Source organism: Chitinophagales bacterium, assembly GCA_020635995.1.
Classification (GTDB): Bacteria; Bacteroidota; Bacteroidia; order Chitinophagales; family UBA8649; genus JAFMKE01.
In genome coordinates, this window is the sequence record JACJYS010000001.1 from 695,835 (window position 1) to 716,336 (window position 20,502).

Sequence of the window (20,502 nt, forward strand, 5' to 3'; positions counted from 1 at the left end):
GTTTTTAGTAATCTGTTATTAATCATTATACCTTAAAACCGTATAACCTTCTTTTTCTAATTTATCTATTTCTTCTTTTGTAGGAATGTGAGAATAAGCAATGCAGTTGGCATAAAACATGGTTTCAATTGGGTTTGGGCAATTAATTAAAACAAGATTTTCGTTTTCATTTTCTATTTTTTTCAGTTCTTGTACCCAAGCTGGGGTTCTATCTTTATTTTGAAAAATTTTGGTTCTTTCTATACAGTAAATTATTGGTAGTACTAATAATGCTATTAGTAATATTTTTTGTAAGTATTTTAGTTTTCCTTTTATCTGCCAATTATTGAGTTCATTCCAAAAATATGCGGTGGCTATAAAAAGGGCTGGTGCTGTAAATAGAATGTAACCTTGCATTTTAGTTTTAACTAAGCTAAAAAATATAATGGGGACAAAAATCCAAATAATTAACGCCAGCAGGTGGTAGTTTTCTTTGTTTTTTAAAAACTTATAAATAAGAAAAGCAAGTGGTAAGTATATCAATGCTCCGTAGTTAATGGTAATCTTCTCTAAAAAGAAAAATAGGCTTCCGCCTTGCTCGTCTAATACTTCAAAAATATGTTTCATATTGTATGCCGATTCCCATTTGGCTTCTAAAGGAAATGCAGTATGAATATAAATTTGCCAAGGCATAAAAATTATAGCGGCAACAGCCACTATTAAAATAAAATTAAGGGCTATTTTCTTATATGATTCTTTGTTTTGTAGCATTAATAAAGCCCAAATAGGTAATACTATTAAGGCAGGAAGCCATTTGCACAGTATAGCAATTCCAATACTTAAACCGACTAAAATATTAAAGATGGTTTTTTGTTTTTTGATATAAAGTACACTAAAAAATACTGCCAATTCTATAAAAAATAAAAAGAAAACATCCGGGTGGTCTGTAGCAATTCTGCCAGCACTCATTTCTATAATTAAACCGTTTACGGCATAGAAAAATGCTGCTATTATTCCTACTCTTTTATTAAAGAAAAAAGAACCAATATAGAAAGTCAAAAAAATGGCAATGCTTGTTAAAATTATAGAAGGCAATCGTAGAGCCAACTCATTTACGCCAAATAATTTAAAACTCAGAGCAATACTCCATAGCGGGAAAGGCTGTTTGTGTACCCAAATATGATTTCCCGTCCAGTTTTTATAATCATAATTTAAAACAGGATTTTTATACAATTTTGGTACAAAAGGTTCTTCCATCATATTTTTAGCCACTAAAGCATGGTATCTTTCGTCCCATTTGTGCAAATATTTATCATTACTTGTATAAATTCTTAGGGTAATACCTGCCAAAATTAATAGTAAAAGAGCGTAATTATATTTCTGCTTTAAAAAGAAAAATACAACAAACAATAGTCCTAAAAAACTAATACTTAGCGTTATACTTTTTAAAACTGTTTCACTCATTGAGCTATAAATTTATGGAAAACAAACTTAATAAGTGTGAAAAATATTATGTAGGACTTTATGCAAACTATTTTCACACTTTTTTCGTTACTTTTGTGATATGAATTTGCCTAACTTTTTAAGTGCCTTGCGTATAGTTATCGCTTTTGTAGCACCTTTTCTATTAATAGAAGGTTCTCTTTGGGTACGTATTGTTGTAGGTATAGTTTGTTTTATTGCCATTATTACCGATTGGTTTGATGGCTGGTATGCCCGAAAATACAATCAAGTTACTAAGTTGGGAAAAATATTAGACCCTATTGCAGACAAAGCATTGGTACTTATTTCTTTCTCTGTTTTTGTTTATTTAGATGTTATTTCTATTTGGTGGATTATTCCAATTTTTATCCGAGAAATTGTGATAACTATTTACAGATTTATCTTTTTAAGTAAAAATATAGTAGTGGCTGCCGTGCAAAGTGGCAAAATAAAAACTACGGTTCAGATGGTTACTATTGGTGTAGCTTATGCTTTTTTTATGTTGAACAAACATTTTAGAGCTTATGCTTCAGATTATTTTAAATACATTCTTTTTGCAGCATTAATTGTTACCCTTTATTATACTGTAAAATCGGGGATTATATTTTTCAAAAACAATTGGAAAATAATTAAGCGTTATCATCAAAGTGGCTTAATTTAGTTTTGCAATGAAGGACACCAACTTTTTAAAAAACAAACTAAACGATTGGTTTAGAGATATTACGTCATTAGCCAATCCTTTAATTTTAATTTTTGTTCCATTCATTTTTTTAAAACCTTCAAAGCCGTTTTACATATTATTAATAGCCTTGCTTATAAACGAAATTTTAGGTTCTTTAATAAAAATTATTTTTCCTAAAACCCGACCTAATGGGCAAAAATACGATACACTTTTACAAAAAATAGATGCAGGAAGTTTTCCAAGTTTACATTCATCAAGAATAAGCCTTACCTACTTAACCATGTTTTCTTATGCCGATAATTTGTGGGTAAAAATATCTTTTTTAGTAGTTATTGTCTTAGTTATGATTTCAAGAGTGCAGTTAAAAAAACATTTTATAGCAGATGTACTTGGTGGTTTAGCTATGGGAATTATTTTGTGGTATTTGAGTGTATATGTGTTTGTTTTGTAAAAAAAATCCTTATATAATTCTCATTTTTATATAAAGTCTAAAAAATAATTTCACATTCCATAGTGTCCCCCACCTGAAAAGGAGGGGGAAAGGGGGTGGTTTTTTATAAATATATGTGAAATTATTTTTTGGAAGCAATATTAAAAGTAAAATTACTCCTCACTCCCGTCATAATAATTAATATAGCTTGCTTTGTAAGGGTAGCGTTGTAGGTACAGTTCCTTTATGTGCTTAAATAACTCGTCTTTAAGTTCATCTATGTTTTCTCCTGTTTCGGCAGCTATAAAAACAGCATGATTGTTAGATTTTGCCATCCAAGTATCCTTAAATTCTTTCAGTATTTTTTCTTCTTCTTTTTTTGGCAAATGTTTGTCAAAATGTCTTTCTCTAAACAAATCTATTTTGTTAAACACTAAAAAAGTAAGTTTATCTGATGCTCCAAGTTCTTGAAGTGTTTCGTTTACCACATTGAGTTGGTCTTCAAAATTTGGATGAGCTACATCTACTACGTGGAGCAAAATATCGCTTTCAATAGCTTCATCTAAGGTGCTTTTAAAACTTTCTACTAAATGATGAGGCAATTTTCTAATAAAACCCACCGTGTCAGAAAGCAGAAAAGGTACATGGTTAAGCACTACTTTCCTTACAGTAGTATCTAAAGTGGCAAAAAGTTTATTTTCGGCAAAAACATCTTCTTTACTTAGCTGTTTCATTAAAGTAGATTTCCCCACATTGGTATATCCCACTAAAGAAACCCGTATCATTCCCTCTCGGTTTTTACGCTGAGTTCGGTTTTGTTTGTCTATAGTTTCAAGTTTTTCTTTAAGTTTAGATATTTTATCTTGAGCTATACGTCTATCTGTTTCTATCTCTTTTTCTCCGGCACCTTTCATTCCTATTCCCCCTTTCACACGGTCAAGATGCTGCCACATACCTCTAAGTCGGGGTAGTAAATATTGCATTTGAGCCAGCTCTACCTGCGTTTTGGCTTGTACAGTTTGAGCTCTTTGAGCAAAAATATCTAAAATGAGCATACTTCTATCCAGTACTTTGCATTTTAGCTCTTTTTCTATATTTCTTTGCTGAGAAGGGGAAATTTCATCGTCAAAAATGACAATATCTATATCATAAGCCTTTACAAAGTCATTAATTTCTTGCAGTTTTCCGCTACCCACATAATATCTTTTATCCGGACGGTCTAATTTTTGCCAAAATTTTTCTTCTGTAACAGCTCCCGCAGTTTGAGCTAAAAACTCTAATTCATCTAAGTATTCTTTAAGTTGTTCTTCTGTTTGTTCTCTTGTTACTAAGCCTACAAGCACCGCTTTTTCCACATATTCTTCTTCAGTTATGTGCAATTTTTCTTTTGCCATTCAATAATATTTGTATAATTGAGTACAAAGTAAGATATTTAGCACAAAATTTAGTAATTTTACACCGTAAACTTAAAAAAGACATGAACAGAAACACGCCTATTTCGTACGTAATGACAAAAAACATAGTTGTTGCAGATTTGCATACAAAGTTTGATAATATACTTACTTTGTTTTTAGATTATGGCATTTATCATTTGCCTGTTACTTATGATGATAAGTTAATAGGAATATTAAGTATGACAGATGCTTTAAAATTTTATAGAAGTGGGGCATCGGCAGATGATTTTAATATTGAAGAAATAATGACCCGAAATCCAAAATCTTTAAACCCTGATGATACTTTAGGAGATGCCGTAGATATTCTTTCTGAAGCTAAATTTAGAAGTTTGCCGGTAGTAGATGATGAGGGCAAAATAGTAGGTATTGTATCTAATAAAGATATGGTGCGTATTTTAGATAAAGTATTGGAAGATTAAAATTTACAATAAATTAATAATGGAAATGCCCACAGTTTTGTGGGCATTTTTGTTTTTAATATTCTTTTTCTTCGTTAATATCGTTTACCATATTTAGGTAGTTTTGATACCTAAATTCTGTTATTTTCCCTTCTTCTAAAGCTGCCAATACTGCACAGTCGGGTTCATTTATGTGCATGCAGTTGTTAAATTTACATTCCGGTAAAAGACTTGCCATTTCCGGGAAAAAATGACTAATGTCTTCTTCTTCAAAATCTACTAAGCCAAATTCTTTAATACCGGGTATATCAATAATATTTCCGCCAAATTTTAAAGGAAACATTTCGGCAAAAGTAGTGGTGTGTCGTCCTTTTTCATACTTTTTAGATACTTCGGCAGTACGCAAATCTAAATTATTGTCAATAGCATTGGCAAAAGTAGATTTTCCTACGCCTGAATGTCCAGCCAACAATGTTGTTTTGCCTTTCATATTTTCAATAATTTCTTTAATACCTTCTCCTGTTTTAGAAGAAACTAAAAGGCACTCATAACCTATTTCGGTATAAGTTTCTATTAAATTATCTTGAACAATTTTATCTTTTTCTGTTAGTGCATCTTGTTTGTTAAAAACCAAAATGCTGGGAATTTGGTAAGCTTCGGCAGTTACTAAAAATCTATCAATAAAACCGGTAGAAGTTCTGGGTTTGCTAATGGTTATTAATAAAAAAGCTTGGTCAATATTGGCGGCTAAAATATGATATTGCCCTTTTCTGCTGGGCGATTTTCTAATAATGTAGTTCTCTCTATCGGCTATTTCGCCTATCATCCAATCGCCATTTTCTAAAGTAAGTGTTACATTATCGCCCACTGCTACGGGGTTAGTACTTGATAAGCCTTCTAATCGCAAATTTCCTTTTAATCGGGCTTTTAAAAGCATGCCGTCTTCCGATATTAAATCGTACCACGCTCCTGTTGATTTAACTACTTTAGCTTGTAATTTTTTCATTTACAACGGTTTGTATAGCATTAAATACATCAAAAACCAAATTGGGATTGTTTTCTATGCTGGTTCCTACTACTATAATGTCTGCTCCGGCATTGCATATTACTTTGGCGGTTTCTATATCTCTTATACCGCCACCTACTATTAGTGGCGTTTTGGTAGAGTCAGCCACTTTTTTTATCATTTCTGTAGAAACGGAATTTATTGCCCCACTTCCTGCCTCTAAGTAGGTACATTTTAGTCCCAACATTTCTGCTGCCATAGCAGTACATTGGGCTATTTCCGGCTTATCGTAGGGGATAGGAGTAGTGCCACTCATATATAAAGCCGAAGTTGACTTGCCACTATCTATAAGCATATATGCTGTAGAAATAATTTCTAAATTAGACTGAGCCAAAATAGGAGCAGCCTCTACATGCTTGCCTATTAAAAGTTCAGGATTTCGCCCAGAAACCAATGAAAGCAATAAAATGGCATCGGCATTTGTATTTACTTGTAGTGTGCTACCCGGAAAAAGAATAACGGGAACACGGGTTTCGTTTTTAAGTTTTTTAATGGTTTTATCTAAATTATTGGTGGTTATTAAACTACCTCCTACAAAAAAATAATCTATAAAACCACTATTTGCAGCATCAATTATTTTATTAAAATATGGAGTGGTAACTTTATCGGGGTCAACCAATACAGCCAGCGATTTTGTGTTTTGTTTTTTCTTTTTAAGCCAATTTTGATAAAAACTCATTAGACAAAGATAAGTATTTTGAGTTGTATAAAAATAGAAGAGATTTACCTTCCTTTTTTAAAACGCAAATACACTGCGTTTTGCATAATTAAATTTGCTCTAAAAATCTAATTGTCTAACCATCTAAAAGTCTAAAAAAAATGCATTATCAAGAAAAAGTAGATGAAATATTTAAAGGAATGCACCGGCATAGAACTTTACGCACGCTGTTTGATTGTTTGAGTAGCGAGTGGGAGAGTACCACATTTGAGCAAAAGGAAAAACTACTTACAAAACTACTGGAGGTAGATGAAACCTTAGTGTATTTTATAGAAGGATACAATTATTTTTATACAAAAGAGTTGGCAAACAAGGCGTATGTAGTAGAAGCCCTGCCTAAGAGTATTCGTTTATTATACTTAAATGTAAAAGACGAAAAACTGAAAGCCCAATTGCTTAAAATTTATTGTAATTTTGAAGAGAAGGAAGAACATTAATTTCATTTTGTCTTTCCAATTCGCCAGCTGGCGGGATGAAACTATCTTTTAGTAAAATAAAACAAAAACCATGGCAGAACTAAAAACAAAACAAACTGATGCTTCGGTAGAAGCGTTTTTAAACAAAGTAGAAAGCGAGCAAAAAAAAGCAGATGCGTTTTTTCTATTAGATTTGTTTACGGAAATCACTAAAGAAGAACCTAAAATGTGGGGCGGTAGCATTATTGGTTTTGGCACTATGCCTTTAAAATATGCTTCGGGAAGAGAAATTGACTGGCCTATTATTGCTTTTTCGCCCCGAAAACAAAATTTCTCTATTTATTTAACCTGCGATATAAGCCAATACCAAAAAACACTTTCTAAACTGGGCAAATACAAAACGGGAAAAGGCTGTTTGTATATAAATAAACTTAGCGATATTGATATGTCTGTTTTTGAAAATTTAATTAAAGAATCTATAAAAAACGAAACCAAACACTAATGGCTAAATTAAAAACAACCTTTGCGTGCCAAAGTTGCGGTACTACTTATGCCAAATGGCAAGGAAAATGCAATGCTTGTGGCGAGTGGAACACCATAGTAGAAGAGGTATTGGAAAAACCCAATAAAAATGAAATAGCCAACTGGCGAGAAACCGACAAACAAATTGCCATAAAACCCAAGAAACTTAAAGATGTAGAAATAACAGAAACCTACAAAATAGATACGGGCGATAGTGAATTGAACAGAGTATTGGGCAATGGCATAACACCGGGTAGTATAGTGCTTATGGGTGGCGAGCCGGGCATAGGTAAATCTACTTTGCTTTTGCAAATGGCACTAAAACTACGCAACTGGATGATTTTATACATAAGTGGCGAAGAAAGCGAAAAACAAATACAGCAGCGTGCTCTGCGTATAGGCAATCAAAATGAAGATTTATACATTCTTACAGAAACCAATACACACAAAATTTTCCATTATATAAAAGAGCTAAAACCCGATATTGTTATTGTAGATTCTATACAAACAGTGCATTCTAAAAGTATAGAATCGCCACCGGGTAGTGTTTCTCAAATACGGGAATGTGCCAGTGAATTTCAACGTTTTGCGAAAGAAAGTAGCACGCCTGTTTTTTTGGTAGGTCATATCACTAAAGACGGCAACATTGCAGGTCCTAAAATATTGGAACACATAGTAGATACTGTTTTGCAGTTTGAAGGCGATAGAAATCATGTTTACCGCATATTGCGAACCATAAAAAACCGTTTTGGCTCTACGGCAGAGCTTGGCTTGTACGAAATGCAAGGCTCGGGATTGCGTATAGTAGATAATCCTTCGGAAATACTAATAACCCAAAAAGACGATAATTTGGGAGGCGTAGCCATAGCCGCCACTATGGAGGGCTTGCGACCTATGCTTATAGAAGTACAAGCATTAGTAAGCACCGCTTTTTATGGTACGCCACAGCGTAGCACTACGGGTTTTGATATTAGGCGGTTAAACATGCTGCTTGCTGTACTTGAAAAACGTTTGGGCATGAATATAGGCTCAAAAGATGTGTTTTTAAACTTAGCAGGAGGCATAAGAGTAGATGACCCGGCAATAGATTTAGCTATAGTGGCTGCACTTATGAGTTCTTATAACGATGTGGCTATACCTATGAAAACAGCCTTTGCGGGCGAAGTAGGTTTGAGTGGAGAAGTGCGAGCCGTAAATAGAGTAGAACAGCGTATTAGCGAAGCCGAAAAACTGGGTTTTGATACTATTTATGTTTCTAAATACAATTTTGGCAAAGGAAAAGCCATGCCTACATTTAAAAAGATACAAGTAAAACCCATAGCTAAAGTTTATGAGCTGGTAAAAGGGTTAGATTTGTAATTTTTTTATAGATGTAAGAGATAAGACATAAGATGAAAGACTTTTTCACAAGCTGACAGGTTCTTGAATGGTTAACATAAATTATACCACTCCTAATCGGGATAATATAGAAACGTCTTGCTGATGTAGCGGAGCGGAAGAAGCATCTCTTTATTTCATTGAGATTGCCACAAAAATTATTCCTTCGTCATAATTTTCTCGCAAGGACGTATGAGTATTGTATTGCCCTTGTTTGCGAACGAAGCGAAGCAATCTACCTCTGCACGTCATGCTGACGATAGGAAGCATCTCACTTTTTAGGCTAACAAGATTGACATATCATGGCGGAAAGTTTGAAACATGAAAAATTATTCGTCATGCAACACCCATTCAAAACATGGGATTGCAGAATAAATCTGCAAATGACGTTAAACGAGTTGTTTTGCTGCTTTAAGAAACTGCATAAAAACAAAAGAGCCTTTCTCTTTTGAGAAAGGCTCTTAAATGTTTTCTAAAAAATATTTTTAGTGTTTAACTACAAATTTTTGCGTTTTAACACCTTTTTCTGTTTCAATTTTTAAGATGTAAACACCTTCATTGAAATTAGAAGTATTGAAACTTGTATTTACACTATTTGCATTAAAGTTTTGAGTAGCAACTTTATTTCCTGTAACCGTGTAAACTGTAATATCAATATTTTGAGTATTATCTAATTCAAAATTAACAGTTAAGTTGTTATTTGCCGGATTAGGGAAAATTTCTAAACCAGCTAAGTTTACTCCATTTATTGAAGAAATAACTACGCTTGTAGAATCTTGAGCTTGGCTAGAACCTGAAATTACAGTTGCGTTAATATTGTAAGTGTTTGAACCAGCATAAGTATGAGATGCAGTATTTTGACCTGTTACTTCTTCTATTGTTCCATCGCCCCAGTTGATAATAACTCTAGCACATGCAGGAGTGTATTGAAGGTTGTTAGTAACATCCGTTCCTAAATTATAAGTTACTGTAGTTCCACTTGTTGTTGGATCGTTTAAGGTAATATTTGCAACTGGTAAGTCTGTAAAATCTAAAGAAACATGTGCAGTATCTGCACCTACAATATTTTCAGCAATTAAAGAGATATCATAAGTTCCAAAAGCTCCATATTGATGAGAAGCTGTTGACATACCTGTTACCGTTTCAACAGTTCCGTCACCCCAATTTAACGTTAAGCTAGAAGGATTACCTGTAGCACTAAAAGAAACAGTAACTGTGCTATCACAGTAATTAACACCCGGCTCATCTACACTACTTGCTAATAAAGAAACATTAGCAGCAGGTTGTTCTAATAATGCTAATTCAAAGTTATCTATAATTAAAAATCCTTGAGCAGTTTTTTCAAAATTTACTAAATAATCATCAGCAGTATTACTTATAGTAGCTGAAAAAGTAAATTTAGAAAAAGCTGAATCGGCAGCAACTAAATTAATAGTACCTAAACTATTATTATAAGTACCATCTGAATTAGTTAATTTAACATCTATTGCCCCTGTTGCACCAAATCCAGTTCTTGCCCAAATACTGAAAGAATATGAACTACCACTTTGTAGAGTAATGTTTGGAGATTGTAAGAAATCATTTGTGGCACCAACGCTTAACTGGTTTCCATTAACTATAGAACCATAAACTTGGAAATCACCGTCTTGAGCAGGCAAATTGCTATATGCTTGTCCTATAGCTAATGAATTGCCGTCATCATTATTGTCTAAGCATTTCCAGCCCCAATTGCTATGCTCAAAAATAAATTGTTGTGCTCCTAAATCAGCAATTTCAAAAGAAGAAGAGTAAGGCATTCCAACAGTAGCTTCATAAGACAATGTTGGAGCAAACAGTATTTCATAACTTGCATCATCAACAGTAAATTCTTGATTATATGAAGATGAATCTAGTTGTACATAAAAATCTATTGTAGCATCAGTTGCCATTCCAGGAAATAAAGTGTCAATACCGAAAGCACTAAAAGTATGAGTATAAGTAGCCCCTGGTGCTAAAGGAGTAGATAAATAAACAGTATCTCCAAAAGCAACTCCAATAGAAGGAGAATTAACATCATCAACTAAGTAATAAGCTAAATATAAAGAATCGGTTGGTAATAATCCTGTATTTTTAACTTCCACAGAAGCTTCAAAACTAGTTCTATCTGCAAAATCTAAAACTAAATAAGGAACGCTTAATAAAGGATTTTGTTGAGATACTGCATTAGTAACAGTTCCCACTACTTCTCCGTCATACTGCGGTGGTTGAGCTACTTTAATGTCATCTAACCATAATTGACTTTGATCTGCTGAAGTTAATCTAAAAGCTATATAAACTGTATCCCCAACAAAAGCGGCTAAATTAACAGAACGGGGATTCCAAGTTTCTAACTCTCCATTAACGGTTGTTAGTGTAACCAAAAAATCTGAAACATTATTTCCAGTGGTTGATATAAGGACTTCATAATTTTCTGGAAATGTAGGTCCTTCAAAAGATCTTCCTAACCAAGATAAAGTTGTAGTTGCATTTGCAGTTGATAAATCAATTGCGGGAGTAATTAACCAATCATCAACTTGGCATGAAGGAACTGTCCAAGATTGAGCAGCAGCATGATTGCCTTGTGCGTCTCCAGCCGCGTCTGAAACAATCCATGACTCATTTGTAAAAATAGTAGGCGAATTAACGTTACAAGTATCTTCATTTAAAACAGTAAATCCTGCTGGTTCTTGTCCTACTGTACCTGAACTAAAATCTTCAAAGAAAAATGTCTGGGCATTCAGAGTAAATCCTGCTAATGCCAGCATAAATAAAGTAATTTTTTTCATCATATTTTTTTTTAATTTTTTAGAAATTTTTTTATTCTGAACTGTCAAATATAGAGTTTTTCATTTAAACTTAATAATTTATTTGCGTATTTGTAATGTTAATTTTTCTTTACGGTCTTTTGACACACTATTTATATTCCCTCTTTAAAGCACTCCGTTTTAATTGTGAACTAAAAAAATTATTATGAATACTTATCAAAATCAATCGTCTTATTTAGCTAATAGCTCTAAGAAAAATTTTAAGTTGGGTCTTTTATTAGCTATAGCCTTTTGTATTGTGGCTTTTAAATTGCCGTTTAAATCTGCCGTTGTACCTATTGTTATTCCGCCTTTAAAAATTGAAGAAACCGGTTTTATTATAACTCAAGCTACTCCACCTAAGCCCAAACTACCTATAATAGAGCACAAAATTCCTCCGCCAATAGTTGCTCCACCCAATATTATTACTACTGCTGAAGAAACTGCAACCGATAATATGGAAGATTTATTTAAAGAAGCCGAAGAAATAAAATTGCCTCCCGAAACTAAAGTAGTTGAATCTACTCCTGTTATCAAAAATGATAAACCTCTTATTGTTGCCGATGAAATGCCTCATTTTAATGGTGGAATAAAAGCTCAGCAAGAATATTTTGCCAACATTTATTCTTTACCCAGCTATTTAATGGAAGAAGAAGGCGGATTAGTATATGTAAGATTTACGGTAACTAAAGACGGAAGTATAAAAGATGCAGAAATAGCAGGAAGTAAAAACCCTGCTTTAAACAAATATGCTCTTAATATGGTAAAAAATATGCCTAAATGGATTCCAGGTAAACAAAATGGCATAATTGTTGATGTATCTTTAGTATTACCTATTAACTTTGTTTTTAGGTAACGTGTTTTGTGTGTGAAACCCCGAGAAATCGGGGTTTTTTTGTTTGTTAGAAGGCTGAATCGTCTATATTGTCCAACCAGCCGTCTATTTTTTCAGCCACGCTTTTTAAAGTTCCTTCTTTAAATGGAGATTGTAGCCCGGCTAACTCCACTAAGCCTAAAAATGATTTACTTCCTCCTGCTTTGCACAAAGACAAATAATCTTTCCATGCTGCATCAAATTCTTCTTGCATTCTTGCCCAAAATTGGTACGCACACACTTGAGCCAAGGTATAGTCTATATAATAAAACGGTACTTGGTAAATGTGAGATTGTAATTGCCACCTTCCTCCGCTTTCTAAATAAGAATGTCCGTCAAAATCTAAATCGGGCATATATTTTTGCTCTATTTTTCGCCATGCAGCCTTTCTTTCTGCTGGCGTCATTTGTGGGTTTTCATACACCACGTGCTGAAATTCATCTACCGCTACACCATAAGGCAAAAACAACAAACCACCGGCTAAATGCAGATATTTATATTTTTCAGTATCTTCTTTAAAAAATAAACCCATCCACGGCCATGTAAAAAATTCCATACTCATACTGTGTATTTCTGCCGATTCGTGTGTAGGCCAAAAGTATTCACTTATACTAAAATGTCGGCTGTTATACACTTGAAAAGCGTGCCCTGCTTCATGAGTTAATACATCTATATCGCCACTGGTGCCATTAAAGTTTGAAAAAATAAACGGAGCTCCATAATCTGCCAAGAAAGTGCAATATCCACCTATATCTTTCCCTTTTTTGGTTTCTAAATCCATTAAGTTTTTATCGGTCATAAATGTAAAAAACTCATCAGTTTCTTTAGAAAGTTCTTTATACATTTTCTTTCCGTTGTTTATTATCCACTGGGCATCTCCTTTAGGTTTTGGATTTCCCGAAGGATAAAAATATGAATTGTCGTAAAACTTTAACTTTTCTATGTTTAAACGCTTAGCTTGTTTTTTTCTAATTTTTGTAACTAAAGGCACTACATATTCTAATATTTGCTTTCTGTAATCACTAACCATTTCCGGGTTATAATCTGACCTTTGCATTTTTAAATACCCAAGCTCTACATAGTTTTTAAAGCCCATTTTTTTAGCCATTTTATCTCTAAGTTTTACCAGTTTATCGTATATTTCGTCAAACTGCTGGCTGTTTTTTTCTACAAAATCATATTTAGCCTCTGTAGCTTTTTTTCTTATGGCTCTATCAGCAGACTGGGTATAAGGTGTAAGCTGACTTAGGTTTAACACTTTGCCGTCAAATTCTATTTGGGCACTTGCCACTAATTTAGAATACTCACTTGACAATTTGTTTTCTTCTACCAAATCATCCATTATGCTTTTATCAAAAGATTTTACAGAAAACTCGGCTATGGTAAACAATTGCTTTCCAAATTCTTCTTCTAAGTTTTTTCTATATTTTGAAGCATTTAAAGCTTTGTAATATTCAAAATTCAAATCGCTTATTACGGGCATATTTTCATCAAAATAGCTTTTTTCAGCATCGTAAAAAGCATCTTCTGTGTTAATAGAATTTCGCACATAAGCTATATTCATTGCCGTATCTACATGAGCATTTATTTTGTTTATTTCTTTTATGGCATTTTGTTGCTCACCATAGTTTTTTGCTTCTTTTATTTGGTTTACATAGCCTAAAAATTCTTCTTTTATGTGTTGAATATTAGGTCGGGTATAAGGTATGTTTTCAAATCTTTCCATTACAATTTTGTTTCTTTTACTAATCTTGCTCTATTATAAAATGAACGCACTATAGTTATGTTATAATATATCATCATGATAAAAAGCATAACTGAAAAAAGCAAATATTCGTTCTTTATATATGCTAATAAATTTGCTGTTTCAGTTAAACCAATATATTTATCCGGCAATATTTTGTATATATCCATGCTGTCGGCTAAGTTTAAAACTAATTCTAATCTGTTTAGTAGGTATATAAATAAGATTATATTGCCCACAAACACAAAATACCTAAACCATTTACTTACATGAGCTTTTATTTTATAAAAATTAAAACTTAGGTGTATGTAAAATACGGCTAAAACTATGGTAATGGTATTGGGCAAAATAAAATTGTAAGAACCCTTTAGCAACATAGGAATTTGTATTGCTACGGCTACTAAAATAGCAAAAACGAACCATAAAATATTTGAAAGTACATTCAAATTCATAGCCGACAAAGGTACAAAAAAATGCAACTGTAGGCATTAAATCACACAATCTTTAGCGTGTTTTTTTAGCCATTTTTCGTGTTGCTTATAGTTTGGGCACGCATCATAAACTAATTTCCAAAATTTACTGCTGTGGTTTTGCTCTTTTAAATGTGCCAATTCGTGTATTAACACATATTCTACCACTTCCTTTGGTGCAAGTAGTAATCTTACTGAAATATTAATTTTGCCTTTGCTGCTACAGCTTCCCCAGTTAGAGCTGTTGTTTTTTATGCTCATATTTTTAAGCACTCCAAATTGGTGCTGCTCATTTAGCTTATTAAGCCAAAGCCAAAGTGTGTTTTTATAATGATTAGCCAAAACTTTATATACCAGCTTGCTTAAAACATTGTAATAAATTTCGTCCTCTAATTCATCACTTACACTTATTAAAATTGCTCCATTTTTAATTCTTGCATGATTTTTATCTTCATCATTTCTTTCTATAACTAAAGTGAGGTTTTTATCGTACAAATTAAGTATTTCGCCATTTTTATATCTTTTATTTTCGGTATAAAAAAGTTCGGGTTTTTCATCCAGCCTTTTTTTAGCCCATTCAACAAACTGCTGCGTTAAACGTTCTTTTTCAAAATGAGGCAATAAAATAGGCAAACGAATATGAACACCCGTTTTAGTAATAGACACACGGCTATCTTTCCTGTTTTCGTAATATACGTGTAGTTTTACTTTGCTTTGTTGCCAATCAAAATAATATGTCTGTTTTGTACTTTTCTTTTTGAACCTAAACAAAATGAATGTTGTTTACCTGTTAAATAAAAATTGTAAAGTATATCTTTGCAGTGCTAAAATTACAAATTAATGGAAAATAACTTTGATTTTGAAAGTTTAATTGAACAGTTTGCTAATAAATTTGACAAGAAATTTTTAGACGAACGAAAAGTATTTTTGTGGGGAGCAGTACATGATGAGTCTGCTAAAAACGTAGTAAACAGACTATTATACTTAGAAGCTCAAGACCCGGGAAAAGAAATTACCTTTTATATAAACAGCCCGGGAGGAGTGGTAACTTCAGGCTTGGTAATGATAGACGCTATGCACATGATTAGCTCGCCAGTAAAAACGGTTTGCATGGGCATGTGTGCTTCTATGGGAGCCATGTTGCTTTCGCAAGGCGAAAAAGGAAAGCGAGAAATATGGAACAACGGTAGAGTAATGATACACCAACCCAGCATAGGTGGAGCTTATGGGCAAGCCAGCGATTTAGAAATAACAGCAGAGCAAATGCAAAAAACTAAAATGATATTGGCTGAAATGCTGGCAGAATCTTGCAAAAAAAGCGTTGAGCAAATTATGGAAGATTTTGACAGAGACTATTGGATGGATGCTGACGAAGCATTGAAATACGGAATAGTGGATGAGATTTCTAAAAAAATATAGGAAGTAATGAGTGATGTTAATGTAGAAATAGGAAAAATTCAAAAAGAAATTATTGATAAACTTGGCATGAGTGGCGAAAATGTAATTTTTGATTTTTCAAGCCAAGAAAAAATAGTGAAGCTAAACCTAATAACTATTAATCCACGGCACGAGCAGTCATTTTTGTACCACAGTGTTAAAGCTATTAGCAAACTTGAAGCATTGCAAAAAATGCTAGAATACATTAATAGCAATAATAAAACTGAAAATACTTATACTATACAATGGCGAAAAGTGGGGCAACAAGAGCTACACACTTCTTATTTTATAGCAAGAAATATGTATGAAGCCTTAGATAAATTTTATTACCAAAGAGAAATAAACTCTTTCAATATTTTTAGTATTACACTTAATCCGGTAGCGTAAGCAAGCTTTTGGGAGTTTTATTTTACTCCGTTATATCTATATAAATATACATTCCAAAGCTATCTTCTACATTATCTATGTTTTTAACAGCTATCATGTATTTTTTATTTGCTCCGTCTATTGTATATTCAGAAAAACCATCTTCTGCCTCATAGGGAGTACCATATTTATTGGTAAAGTACTTTTTTACTTCATTAAATACTTCTAAAGCATTTTCTTTAGTATCGGTATAAGATTCTACCGTAACAGAATATAAACCTTGTCCGTCAAAACTGTAAGTAATATCGGCAAAATTAGATTTATTTCTACCCATATCGGTAGTTACAATTAGCTCTTCCGGAGTTTCATCTCTATATATCGTAACATTTCCTCTTGAAGTTTCTATTTTCTTAACTTCATCTTTACTCATATCAAACTCAATTCCTCTAAACATGCCTGACGTTTCCGGGCGTATTAAATCAAGAAATAATTGATTTTTTGATGTTACTCTTTCTGTTACTTCTACATTACTATTGCCATTATTATCTGAATTAGATGAGGTATTGCAAGAAAACAAGAGCAAAGCAACTGTAAATAATGCAAATATTTTATTCATAAATTATTCTTTTTTTTTTGCGAAGTTAATCTTTTTACGTTTTCTTTTTAATAATTTTATGGGATGAAAAAATACGTACTAGCTTTAGACCAAGGCACCACCAGCTCTCGTGCCATATTATTTGACAGTTTTGGAAACATAAAACAAACCGCTCAATTAGAATACGAACAAATTTTCCCTAAACCGGCATGGGTAGAACATAACCCTATGGAAATTTTAAGGACACAATTGGAAACTGCTAAAAATGTACTGCTTTATGCCGATGTCAAAGCAGACGAAATAACAGCCATAGGAATAACCAACCAACGGGAAACTACAGTAGTTTGGGATAAAAACACAGGAAAACCAGTTTATAATGCTATAGTTTGGCAAGACAGAAGAACAGCAAACATTTGCGAAAACTTAAAGAAAAAAGGGCTTAGCGATTATGTTAAAAAAACTACAGGATTAGTTATTGACTCCTATTTTTCGGCTACTAAAATAGCTTGGATTTTAGATAATGTGGAAGGAGCAAGAGCTAAAGCTGAAAAAGGAGATTTACTGTTTGGCACTATTGATACATGGCTTATTTACAATTTAACAGCAGAAAAACTGCATATAACAGATTATAGCAACGCTTCAAGAACCATGCTTTATGACATAAACAAGTTGCAATGGGATGAAAAAATGCTAAATGAGCTAAATATTCCTATAAGTATGATGCCACAGGTAAAAAATTCTTCTGAAGTTTATGGAAAAACAAAAGCTGATATTTTAGGTGGCAGTATTGCTATAAGCGGTATAGCTGGCGACCAACAATCGGCACTTTTTGGACAGGCGTGTTTTAATAAAGGAATGGCAAAAAACACCTACGGCACAGGTTGTTTTATGCTAATGAATACAGGAAATGAAAAAATAGATTCAGAATTTGGTTTGCTAACCACCTTAGCGTGGGGAATAGATGGCAAAGTTACTTACGCTTTAGAAGGAAGTGTTTTTATAGCAGGTGCTGCCATTCAGTGGCTTAGAGATGGACTTAAATTAATAGAAACCGCTGCTGATAGCGAAACTTTTGCTACAGAAACTGATGATACGGGTGGCGTATATGTTGTTCCCGCCTTTGCAGGACTCGGTGCACCGTATTGGGATATGTATGCCAGAGGTGCTGTTTTTGGTTTAACCAGAAGCACCAATAAAAAACATTTTATAAGAGCCACTTTAGAATCTTTAGCATACCAAAGCAAAGATGTTTTAGACACTATGGAAAAAGATAGTGGCATACACTTAAATACACTAAGAGTAGATGGTGGAGCATGTGCCAATAATTTATTAATGCAGTTTCAGGCAGATATATTAAATACGCCTGTAGAAAGACCTAAAGTAATAGAAACCACAGCACTTGGAGTAGCCTATTTGGCAGGTATAGCGGTAGGATTTTACAAAATAGAAGATATAGAAGAAAACTGGCAAATAGACCAACAGTTTAATCCGGCAATGAAAGAAGAAAAAAGAGAAAAACTATACAAAGGTTGGCTTAAAGCTGTAGAAAGAACCAAAAACTGGGAGGACGCTTAATTTGGATACCAAAGAAAAATACTGCATAATAGGAGCAGGACCTGCGGGATTGGCAGGAGCTAAAAATTTAATAGAAAACAATATCCCTTTTGATGGCTACGATGCGGGAAAAGATGTAGGTGGACTTTGGAATATCAATAATCCGTTAAGTACTATGTACGAATCGGCACATTTAATTTCCTCTAAAACCATGACGGAATTTAAAGATTTCCCTATGAAAAACGAAGTGGCAGATTATCCCAGTCACACAGAAATGTTTAATTACTTTAGAGATTATGCCGAGCATTTTGGCATTAAAAAACATTATACTTTTGAAACTTCAGTAGTAAAAACCGAAGAAAAAGACGGACTTTGGGAAATAACATTAGATAATGGCGAAAAGAAACTGTACAAAGGTTTAATTATAGCCAATGGAACTTTGGCTCATCCAAATATCCCTAAATTTAAAGGTAATTTTACAGGAGAAATATTTCACTCTAAAGACTATAAAAACAGTGATGTTTTTGCGGGTAAAAAAGTGCTGATAATAGGAGCAGGAAATAGTGGCTGCGATATAGCTGTAGATGCTATACATAGAGCTAAACGTACCGCCATTAGCATGAGAAGAGGCTACCATTTTGTGCCAAAATATGTGTTTGGCAAACCTGCCGACACCTTAGGTGGATTGGTAAATTTGCCCACAAGTATAAAAAGAGTAATAGACAAAAGATTGCTCAAACTTTTTACTGGAGACCCACAACGTGTAGGTTTCCCTGAGCCCGACCACAAACTTTACGAAGCACATCCTATTGTAAACTCATTAATAGTATATTATGCCGGGCATGGCGATATAGATATAAAAGGAGATATTGACCACTTTGAAGGAAAAACTGTTTATTTTAAAAACGGCACACAAGAAGATTATGATTTAATACTTTTGGCTACGGGCTATAAACTACATTATCCTTTTATTGACAATGAAGAACTGAACTGGAAAGGAGCAAGTCCGCATTTATACTTAAATATTTTCCACCCCGAAAAAAATAATTTATTTGTGCTGGGCATGGTAGAAGCCAGTGGCTTAGGCTGGGAAGGTAGAAACGAGCAAGCTAAATTGGTAGCTAAATTTATAAAAGAAAATGAAGCCGGGAGTAATAAGGCAAAAGCATTTGTAAAAAAGAAACAAGAGCCTTTTGAACGCATAACGGGTGATGTGGACTATATTAAATTAGATAGAATGGCATACTACGTACATAAAGATACATACAGAAAAAAAGTGGTTAGTGAGATAAAGGGTTTGAGTTGATGAGGAAAATAGCTGTAATACTATTTAGCATTATTGTATTTCAAAGTAAAGCACAAGACTGTAGTTTTACTCCCGATATAGATAAATATATCTGTTTAGAAAGCAACTACGAAACTAAATTGAGTCAATGGCTTGCCGATTATAAAATAATTATGGTTGGAGAAATGCACGGAACAAATGAAAGTGCAGAATTTGTTGCAAAACTAGTTGAAACACTCTCTAAAAATAAAGAAGTAATACTTGCACTTGAAATCCCTGCCAATGAACTTGAAAAAGATTCTTTGGGGCAAATTAAATTTTTTAAAGAAATAAAACAAGATGGAAGAAGCAACCAAGCAATATTTGATTTGATAAAACATTTTGAAAATAATAATCAAGTTGATATTAAAGCATTTGATATAAAAAGCAATTTAGATTCTTTTCCTCCAGACAGAGACAAATATATGTCCGAGCAGATTTTAAGCCTTTACAAACAATATCCAAATAAAACTATAATAAGCTTGTCTGGAAATTTTCATAACAGTTTAGATATTCGGTTTGATATTAAAACCATGGGATATTATTTAAAGCAATCTTTTAGTGATGAAAAAATTGCTTCTATTAACATTTCTTGGAGTAAGGGAAGAGCAAACTTTAATATTGGAGAAGGACTGGCATTAATGGATTTAGGTGTAAAAAACACAAGTTGTACTACCGGTTTTAATTGCAGTACTTTTTTGTACGATTATAGAGACAAGCAAACCAACTACAACTATTATTTGTATTGCGATACTATAACACCTGCTTTTCCTTTTGTTTATAAGCATTAAT

At 33.2% G+C, this 20,502-nt stretch carries 21 protein-coding genes; 12 read left to right on the top strand and 9 right to left on the bottom strand.

Annotation, left to right across the window (positions count from 1 at the left end; translation table 11 throughout):
- Positions 1-18: 18 nt before the first annotated feature.
- Positions 19-1,443 carry a glycosyltransferase family 39 protein gene (locus H6578_03010; GenBank protein MCB9226132.1) on the bottom strand — a complete coding sequence of 475 codons (1,425 nt, stop codon included), beginning with the start codon at positions 1,441-1,443 and terminating at the stop codon, positions 19-21.
- Positions 1,444-1,543: 100 nt separating this feature from the next.
- Here H6578_03010 and pgsA point away from each other — a divergent pair, with 100 nt between their 5' ends.
- Positions 1,544-2,122, top strand: a complete 579-nt coding sequence (gene pgsA / locus H6578_03015) for a CDP-diacylglycerol--glycerol-3-phosphate 3-phosphatidyltransferase (protein MCB9226133.1) — start codon at positions 1,544-1,546, stop codon at positions 2,120-2,122.
- A gap of 7 nt (positions 2,123-2,129) precedes the next feature.
- Positions 2,130-2,594, top strand: coding sequence for a phosphatase PAP2 family protein (locus H6578_03020; protein MCB9226134.1), 465 nt, complete (start codon positions 2,130-2,132; stop codon positions 2,592-2,594).
- 152 nt (positions 2,595-2,746) lie between these two features.
- On the opposite strand, the gene hflX is transcribed toward H6578_03020, so the two are convergent.
- Positions 2,747-3,967 (bottom strand): GTPase HflX, encoded by a 1,221-nt coding sequence (hflX, locus tag H6578_03025; protein MCB9226135.1) that lies wholly within the window; start codon positions 3,965-3,967, stop codon positions 2,747-2,749.
- An 83-nt stretch (positions 3,968-4,050) separates the two neighbouring features.
- Between hflX and H6578_03030 the strand changes: the two genes are divergently transcribed.
- Entirely contained in the window at positions 4,051-4,446 is a 396-nt protein-coding gene (locus H6578_03030) for a CBS domain-containing protein (protein MCB9226136.1), read from the top strand.
- Positions 4,447-4,501: 55 nt separating this feature from the next.
- On the opposite strand, the gene rsgA is transcribed toward H6578_03030, so the two are convergent.
- Positions 4,502-5,431: a ribosome small subunit-dependent GTPase A gene (gene rsgA, locus H6578_03035; GenBank protein MCB9226137.1), complete on the bottom strand. Its 930-nt coding sequence runs from the start codon at positions 5,429-5,431 to the stop codon at positions 4,502-4,504.
- Complete coding sequence (locus H6578_03040; protein MCB9226138.1) at positions 5,412-6,170, bottom strand: geranylgeranylglyceryl/heptaprenylglyceryl phosphate synthase; 759 nt, start codon at positions 6,168-6,170, stop codon at positions 5,412-5,414. The genes rsgA and H6578_03040 overlap by 20 nt, the downstream gene beginning before the upstream one ends.
- Positions 6,171-6,310: 140 nt before the next feature.
- Between H6578_03040 and H6578_03045 the strand changes: the two genes are divergently transcribed.
- The 3 genes from H6578_03045 to radA all read left to right on the top strand — a co-directional run bounded on the left by H6578_03045 (position 6,311) and on the right by radA (position 8,506).
- Positions 6,311-6,646, top strand: coding sequence for a hypothetical protein (locus H6578_03045; GenBank protein ID MCB9226139.1), 336 nt, complete (start codon positions 6,311-6,313; stop codon positions 6,644-6,646).
- Between the two features lie 70 nt (positions 6,647-6,716).
- Positions 6,717-7,127 (top strand): DUF1801 domain-containing protein, encoded by a 411-nt coding sequence (locus tag H6578_03050; GenBank protein ID MCB9226140.1) that lies wholly within the window; start codon positions 6,717-6,719, stop codon positions 7,125-7,127.
- Positions 7,127-8,506 (top strand): DNA repair protein RadA, encoded by a 1,380-nt coding sequence (radA, locus tag H6578_03055; GenBank protein ID MCB9226141.1) that lies wholly within the window; start codon positions 7,127-7,129, stop codon positions 8,504-8,506. The genes H6578_03050 and radA overlap by 1 nt, the downstream gene beginning before the upstream one ends.
- 503 nt (positions 8,507-9,009) lie before the next feature.
- Here the strand turns inward: radA and H6578_03060 are convergent.
- Positions 9,010-11,328: a choice-of-anchor J domain-containing protein gene (locus H6578_03060; GenBank protein ID MCB9226142.1), complete on the bottom strand. Its 2,319-nt coding sequence runs from the start codon at positions 11,326-11,328 to the stop codon at positions 9,010-9,012.
- A gap of 184 nt (positions 11,329-11,512) precedes the next feature.
- On the opposite strand from H6578_03060, the gene H6578_03065 reads away from it, so the two are divergent.
- Positions 11,513-12,202, top strand: coding sequence for a TonB family protein (locus H6578_03065; protein ID MCB9226143.1), 690 nt, complete (start codon positions 11,513-11,515; stop codon positions 12,200-12,202).
- A 46-nt stretch (positions 12,203-12,248) separates the two neighbouring features.
- Here H6578_03065 and H6578_03070 read toward each other — a convergent pair whose 3' ends face one another.
- From H6578_03070 to H6578_03080, 3 genes are read right to left on the bottom strand one after another with little or no spacing between them, the layout of a single operon-like run.
- Complete coding sequence (locus H6578_03070; GenBank protein ID MCB9226144.1) at positions 12,249-13,946, bottom strand: M3 family oligoendopeptidase; 1,698 nt, start codon at positions 13,944-13,946, stop codon at positions 12,249-12,251.
- Positions 13,946-14,416: a hypothetical protein gene (locus H6578_03075; protein ID MCB9226145.1), complete on the bottom strand. Its 471-nt coding sequence runs from the start codon at positions 14,414-14,416 to the stop codon at positions 13,946-13,948. Before H6578_03075 ends, H6578_03070 begins: the two co-directional genes overlap by 1 nt.
- Positions 14,417-14,452: 36 nt before the next feature.
- On the bottom strand, positions 14,453-15,205 hold the full coding sequence (locus H6578_03080; GenBank protein MCB9226146.1) for a DUF45 domain-containing protein: 753 nt from the start codon (positions 15,203-15,205) through the stop codon (positions 14,453-14,455).
- A 69-nt stretch (positions 15,206-15,274) separates the two neighbouring features.
- Between H6578_03080 and H6578_03085 the strand changes: the two genes are divergently transcribed.
- The gene (locus H6578_03085) at positions 15,275-15,853 is read left to right on the top strand and encodes an ATP-dependent Clp protease proteolytic subunit (protein ID MCB9226147.1); all 579 of its coding nucleotides are present in this window, start codon (positions 15,275-15,277) and stop codon (positions 15,851-15,853) included.
- Positions 15,854-15,859: 6 nt separating this feature from the next.
- Entirely contained in the window at positions 15,860-16,258 is a 399-nt protein-coding gene (locus H6578_03090; GenBank protein ID MCB9226148.1) for a hypothetical protein, read from the top strand.
- Between the two features lie 22 nt (positions 16,259-16,280).
- On the opposite strand, the gene H6578_03095 is transcribed toward H6578_03090, so the two are convergent.
- Positions 16,281-16,853, bottom strand: coding sequence for a hypothetical protein (locus tag H6578_03095; GenBank protein ID MCB9226149.1), 573 nt, complete (start codon positions 16,851-16,853; stop codon positions 16,281-16,283).
- A gap of 63 nt (positions 16,854-16,916) precedes the next feature.
- Between H6578_03095 and glpK the strand changes: the two genes are divergently transcribed.
- From glpK to H6578_03110, 3 genes are read left to right on the top strand one after another with little or no spacing between them, the layout of a single operon-like run.
- Positions 16,917-18,407, top strand: a complete 1,491-nt coding sequence (glpK, locus tag H6578_03100) for a glycerol kinase GlpK (protein ID MCB9226150.1) — start codon at positions 16,917-16,919, stop codon at positions 18,405-18,407.
- A gap of 1 nt (position 18,408) precedes the next feature.
- Positions 18,409-19,692 (top strand): NAD(P)-binding domain-containing protein, encoded by a 1,284-nt coding sequence (locus H6578_03105; GenBank protein MCB9226151.1) that lies wholly within the window; start codon positions 18,409-18,411, stop codon positions 19,690-19,692.
- On the top strand, positions 19,692-20,501 hold the full coding sequence (locus H6578_03110; GenBank protein ID MCB9226152.1) for a hypothetical protein: 810 nt from the start codon (positions 19,692-19,694) through the stop codon (positions 20,499-20,501). The genes H6578_03105 and H6578_03110 overlap by 1 nt, the downstream gene beginning before the upstream one ends.
- The last annotated feature ends 1 nt before the right edge of the window (position 20,502 follow it).

What these genes read in the sequence shown, in the direction of transcription:
- H6578_03045 (MCB9226139.1), top strand. Translation starts at nt 6,311, where the DNA reads ATGCATTATCAAGAAAAAGTAGATGAAATATTTAAAGGAATGCACCGG.
- radA (MCB9226141.1), top strand. Translation starts at nt 7,127, where the DNA reads ATGGCTAAATTAAAAACAACCTTTGCGTGCCAAAGTTGCGGTACTACT.
- H6578_03040 (MCB9226138.1), bottom strand. Translation starts at nt 6,170, where the DNA reads ATGAGTTTTTATCAAAATTGGCTTAAAAAGAAAAAACAAAACACAAAA.
- hflX (MCB9226135.1), bottom strand. Translation starts at nt 3,967, where the DNA reads ATGGCAAAAGAAAAATTGCACATAACTGAAGAAGAATATGTGGAAAAA.
- H6578_03085 (MCB9226147.1), top strand. Translation starts at nt 15,275, where the DNA reads ATGGAAAATAACTTTGATTTTGAAAGTTTAATTGAACAGTTTGCTAAT.
- H6578_03030 (MCB9226136.1), top strand. Translation starts at nt 4,051, where the DNA reads ATGAACAGAAACACGCCTATTTCGTACGTAATGACAAAAAACATAGTT.
- H6578_03090 (MCB9226148.1), top strand. Translation starts at nt 15,860, where the DNA reads ATGAGTGATGTTAATGTAGAAATAGGAAAAATTCAAAAAGAAATTATT.
- rsgA (MCB9226137.1), bottom strand. Translation starts at nt 5,431, where the DNA reads ATGAAAAAATTACAAGCTAAAGTAGTTAAATCAACAGGAGCGTGGTAC.
- H6578_03110 (MCB9226152.1), top strand. Translation starts at nt 19,692, where the DNA reads ATGAGGAAAATAGCTGTAATACTATTTAGCATTATTGTATTTCAAAGT.
- H6578_03010 (MCB9226132.1), bottom strand. Translation starts at nt 1,443, where the DNA reads ATGAGTGAAACAGTTTTAAAAAGTATAACGCTAAGTATTAGTTTTTTA.
- H6578_03095 (MCB9226149.1), bottom strand. Translation starts at nt 16,853, where the DNA reads ATGAATAAAATATTTGCATTATTTACAGTTGCTTTGCTCTTGTTTTCT.
- H6578_03050 (MCB9226140.1), top strand. Translation starts at nt 6,717, where the DNA reads ATGGCAGAACTAAAAACAAAACAAACTGATGCTTCGGTAGAAGCGTTT.
- H6578_03075 (MCB9226145.1), bottom strand. Translation starts at nt 14,416, where the DNA reads ATGAATTTGAATGTACTTTCAAATATTTTATGGTTCGTTTTTGCTATT.
- H6578_03070 (MCB9226144.1), bottom strand. Translation starts at nt 13,946, where the DNA reads ATGGAAAGATTTGAAAACATACCTTATACCCGACCTAATATTCAACAC.
- pgsA (MCB9226133.1), top strand. Translation starts at nt 1,544, where the DNA reads ATGAATTTGCCTAACTTTTTAAGTGCCTTGCGTATAGTTATCGCTTTT.
- H6578_03065 (MCB9226143.1), top strand. Translation starts at nt 11,513, where the DNA reads ATGAATACTTATCAAAATCAATCGTCTTATTTAGCTAATAGCTCTAAG.
- H6578_03020 (MCB9226134.1), top strand. Translation starts at nt 2,130, where the DNA reads ATGAAGGACACCAACTTTTTAAAAAACAAACTAAACGATTGGTTTAGA.
- H6578_03060 (MCB9226142.1), bottom strand. Translation starts at nt 11,328, where the DNA reads ATGAAAAAAATTACTTTATTTATGCTGGCATTAGCAGGATTTACTCTG.
- glpK (MCB9226150.1), top strand. Translation starts at nt 16,917, where the DNA reads ATGAAAAAATACGTACTAGCTTTAGACCAAGGCACCACCAGCTCTCGT.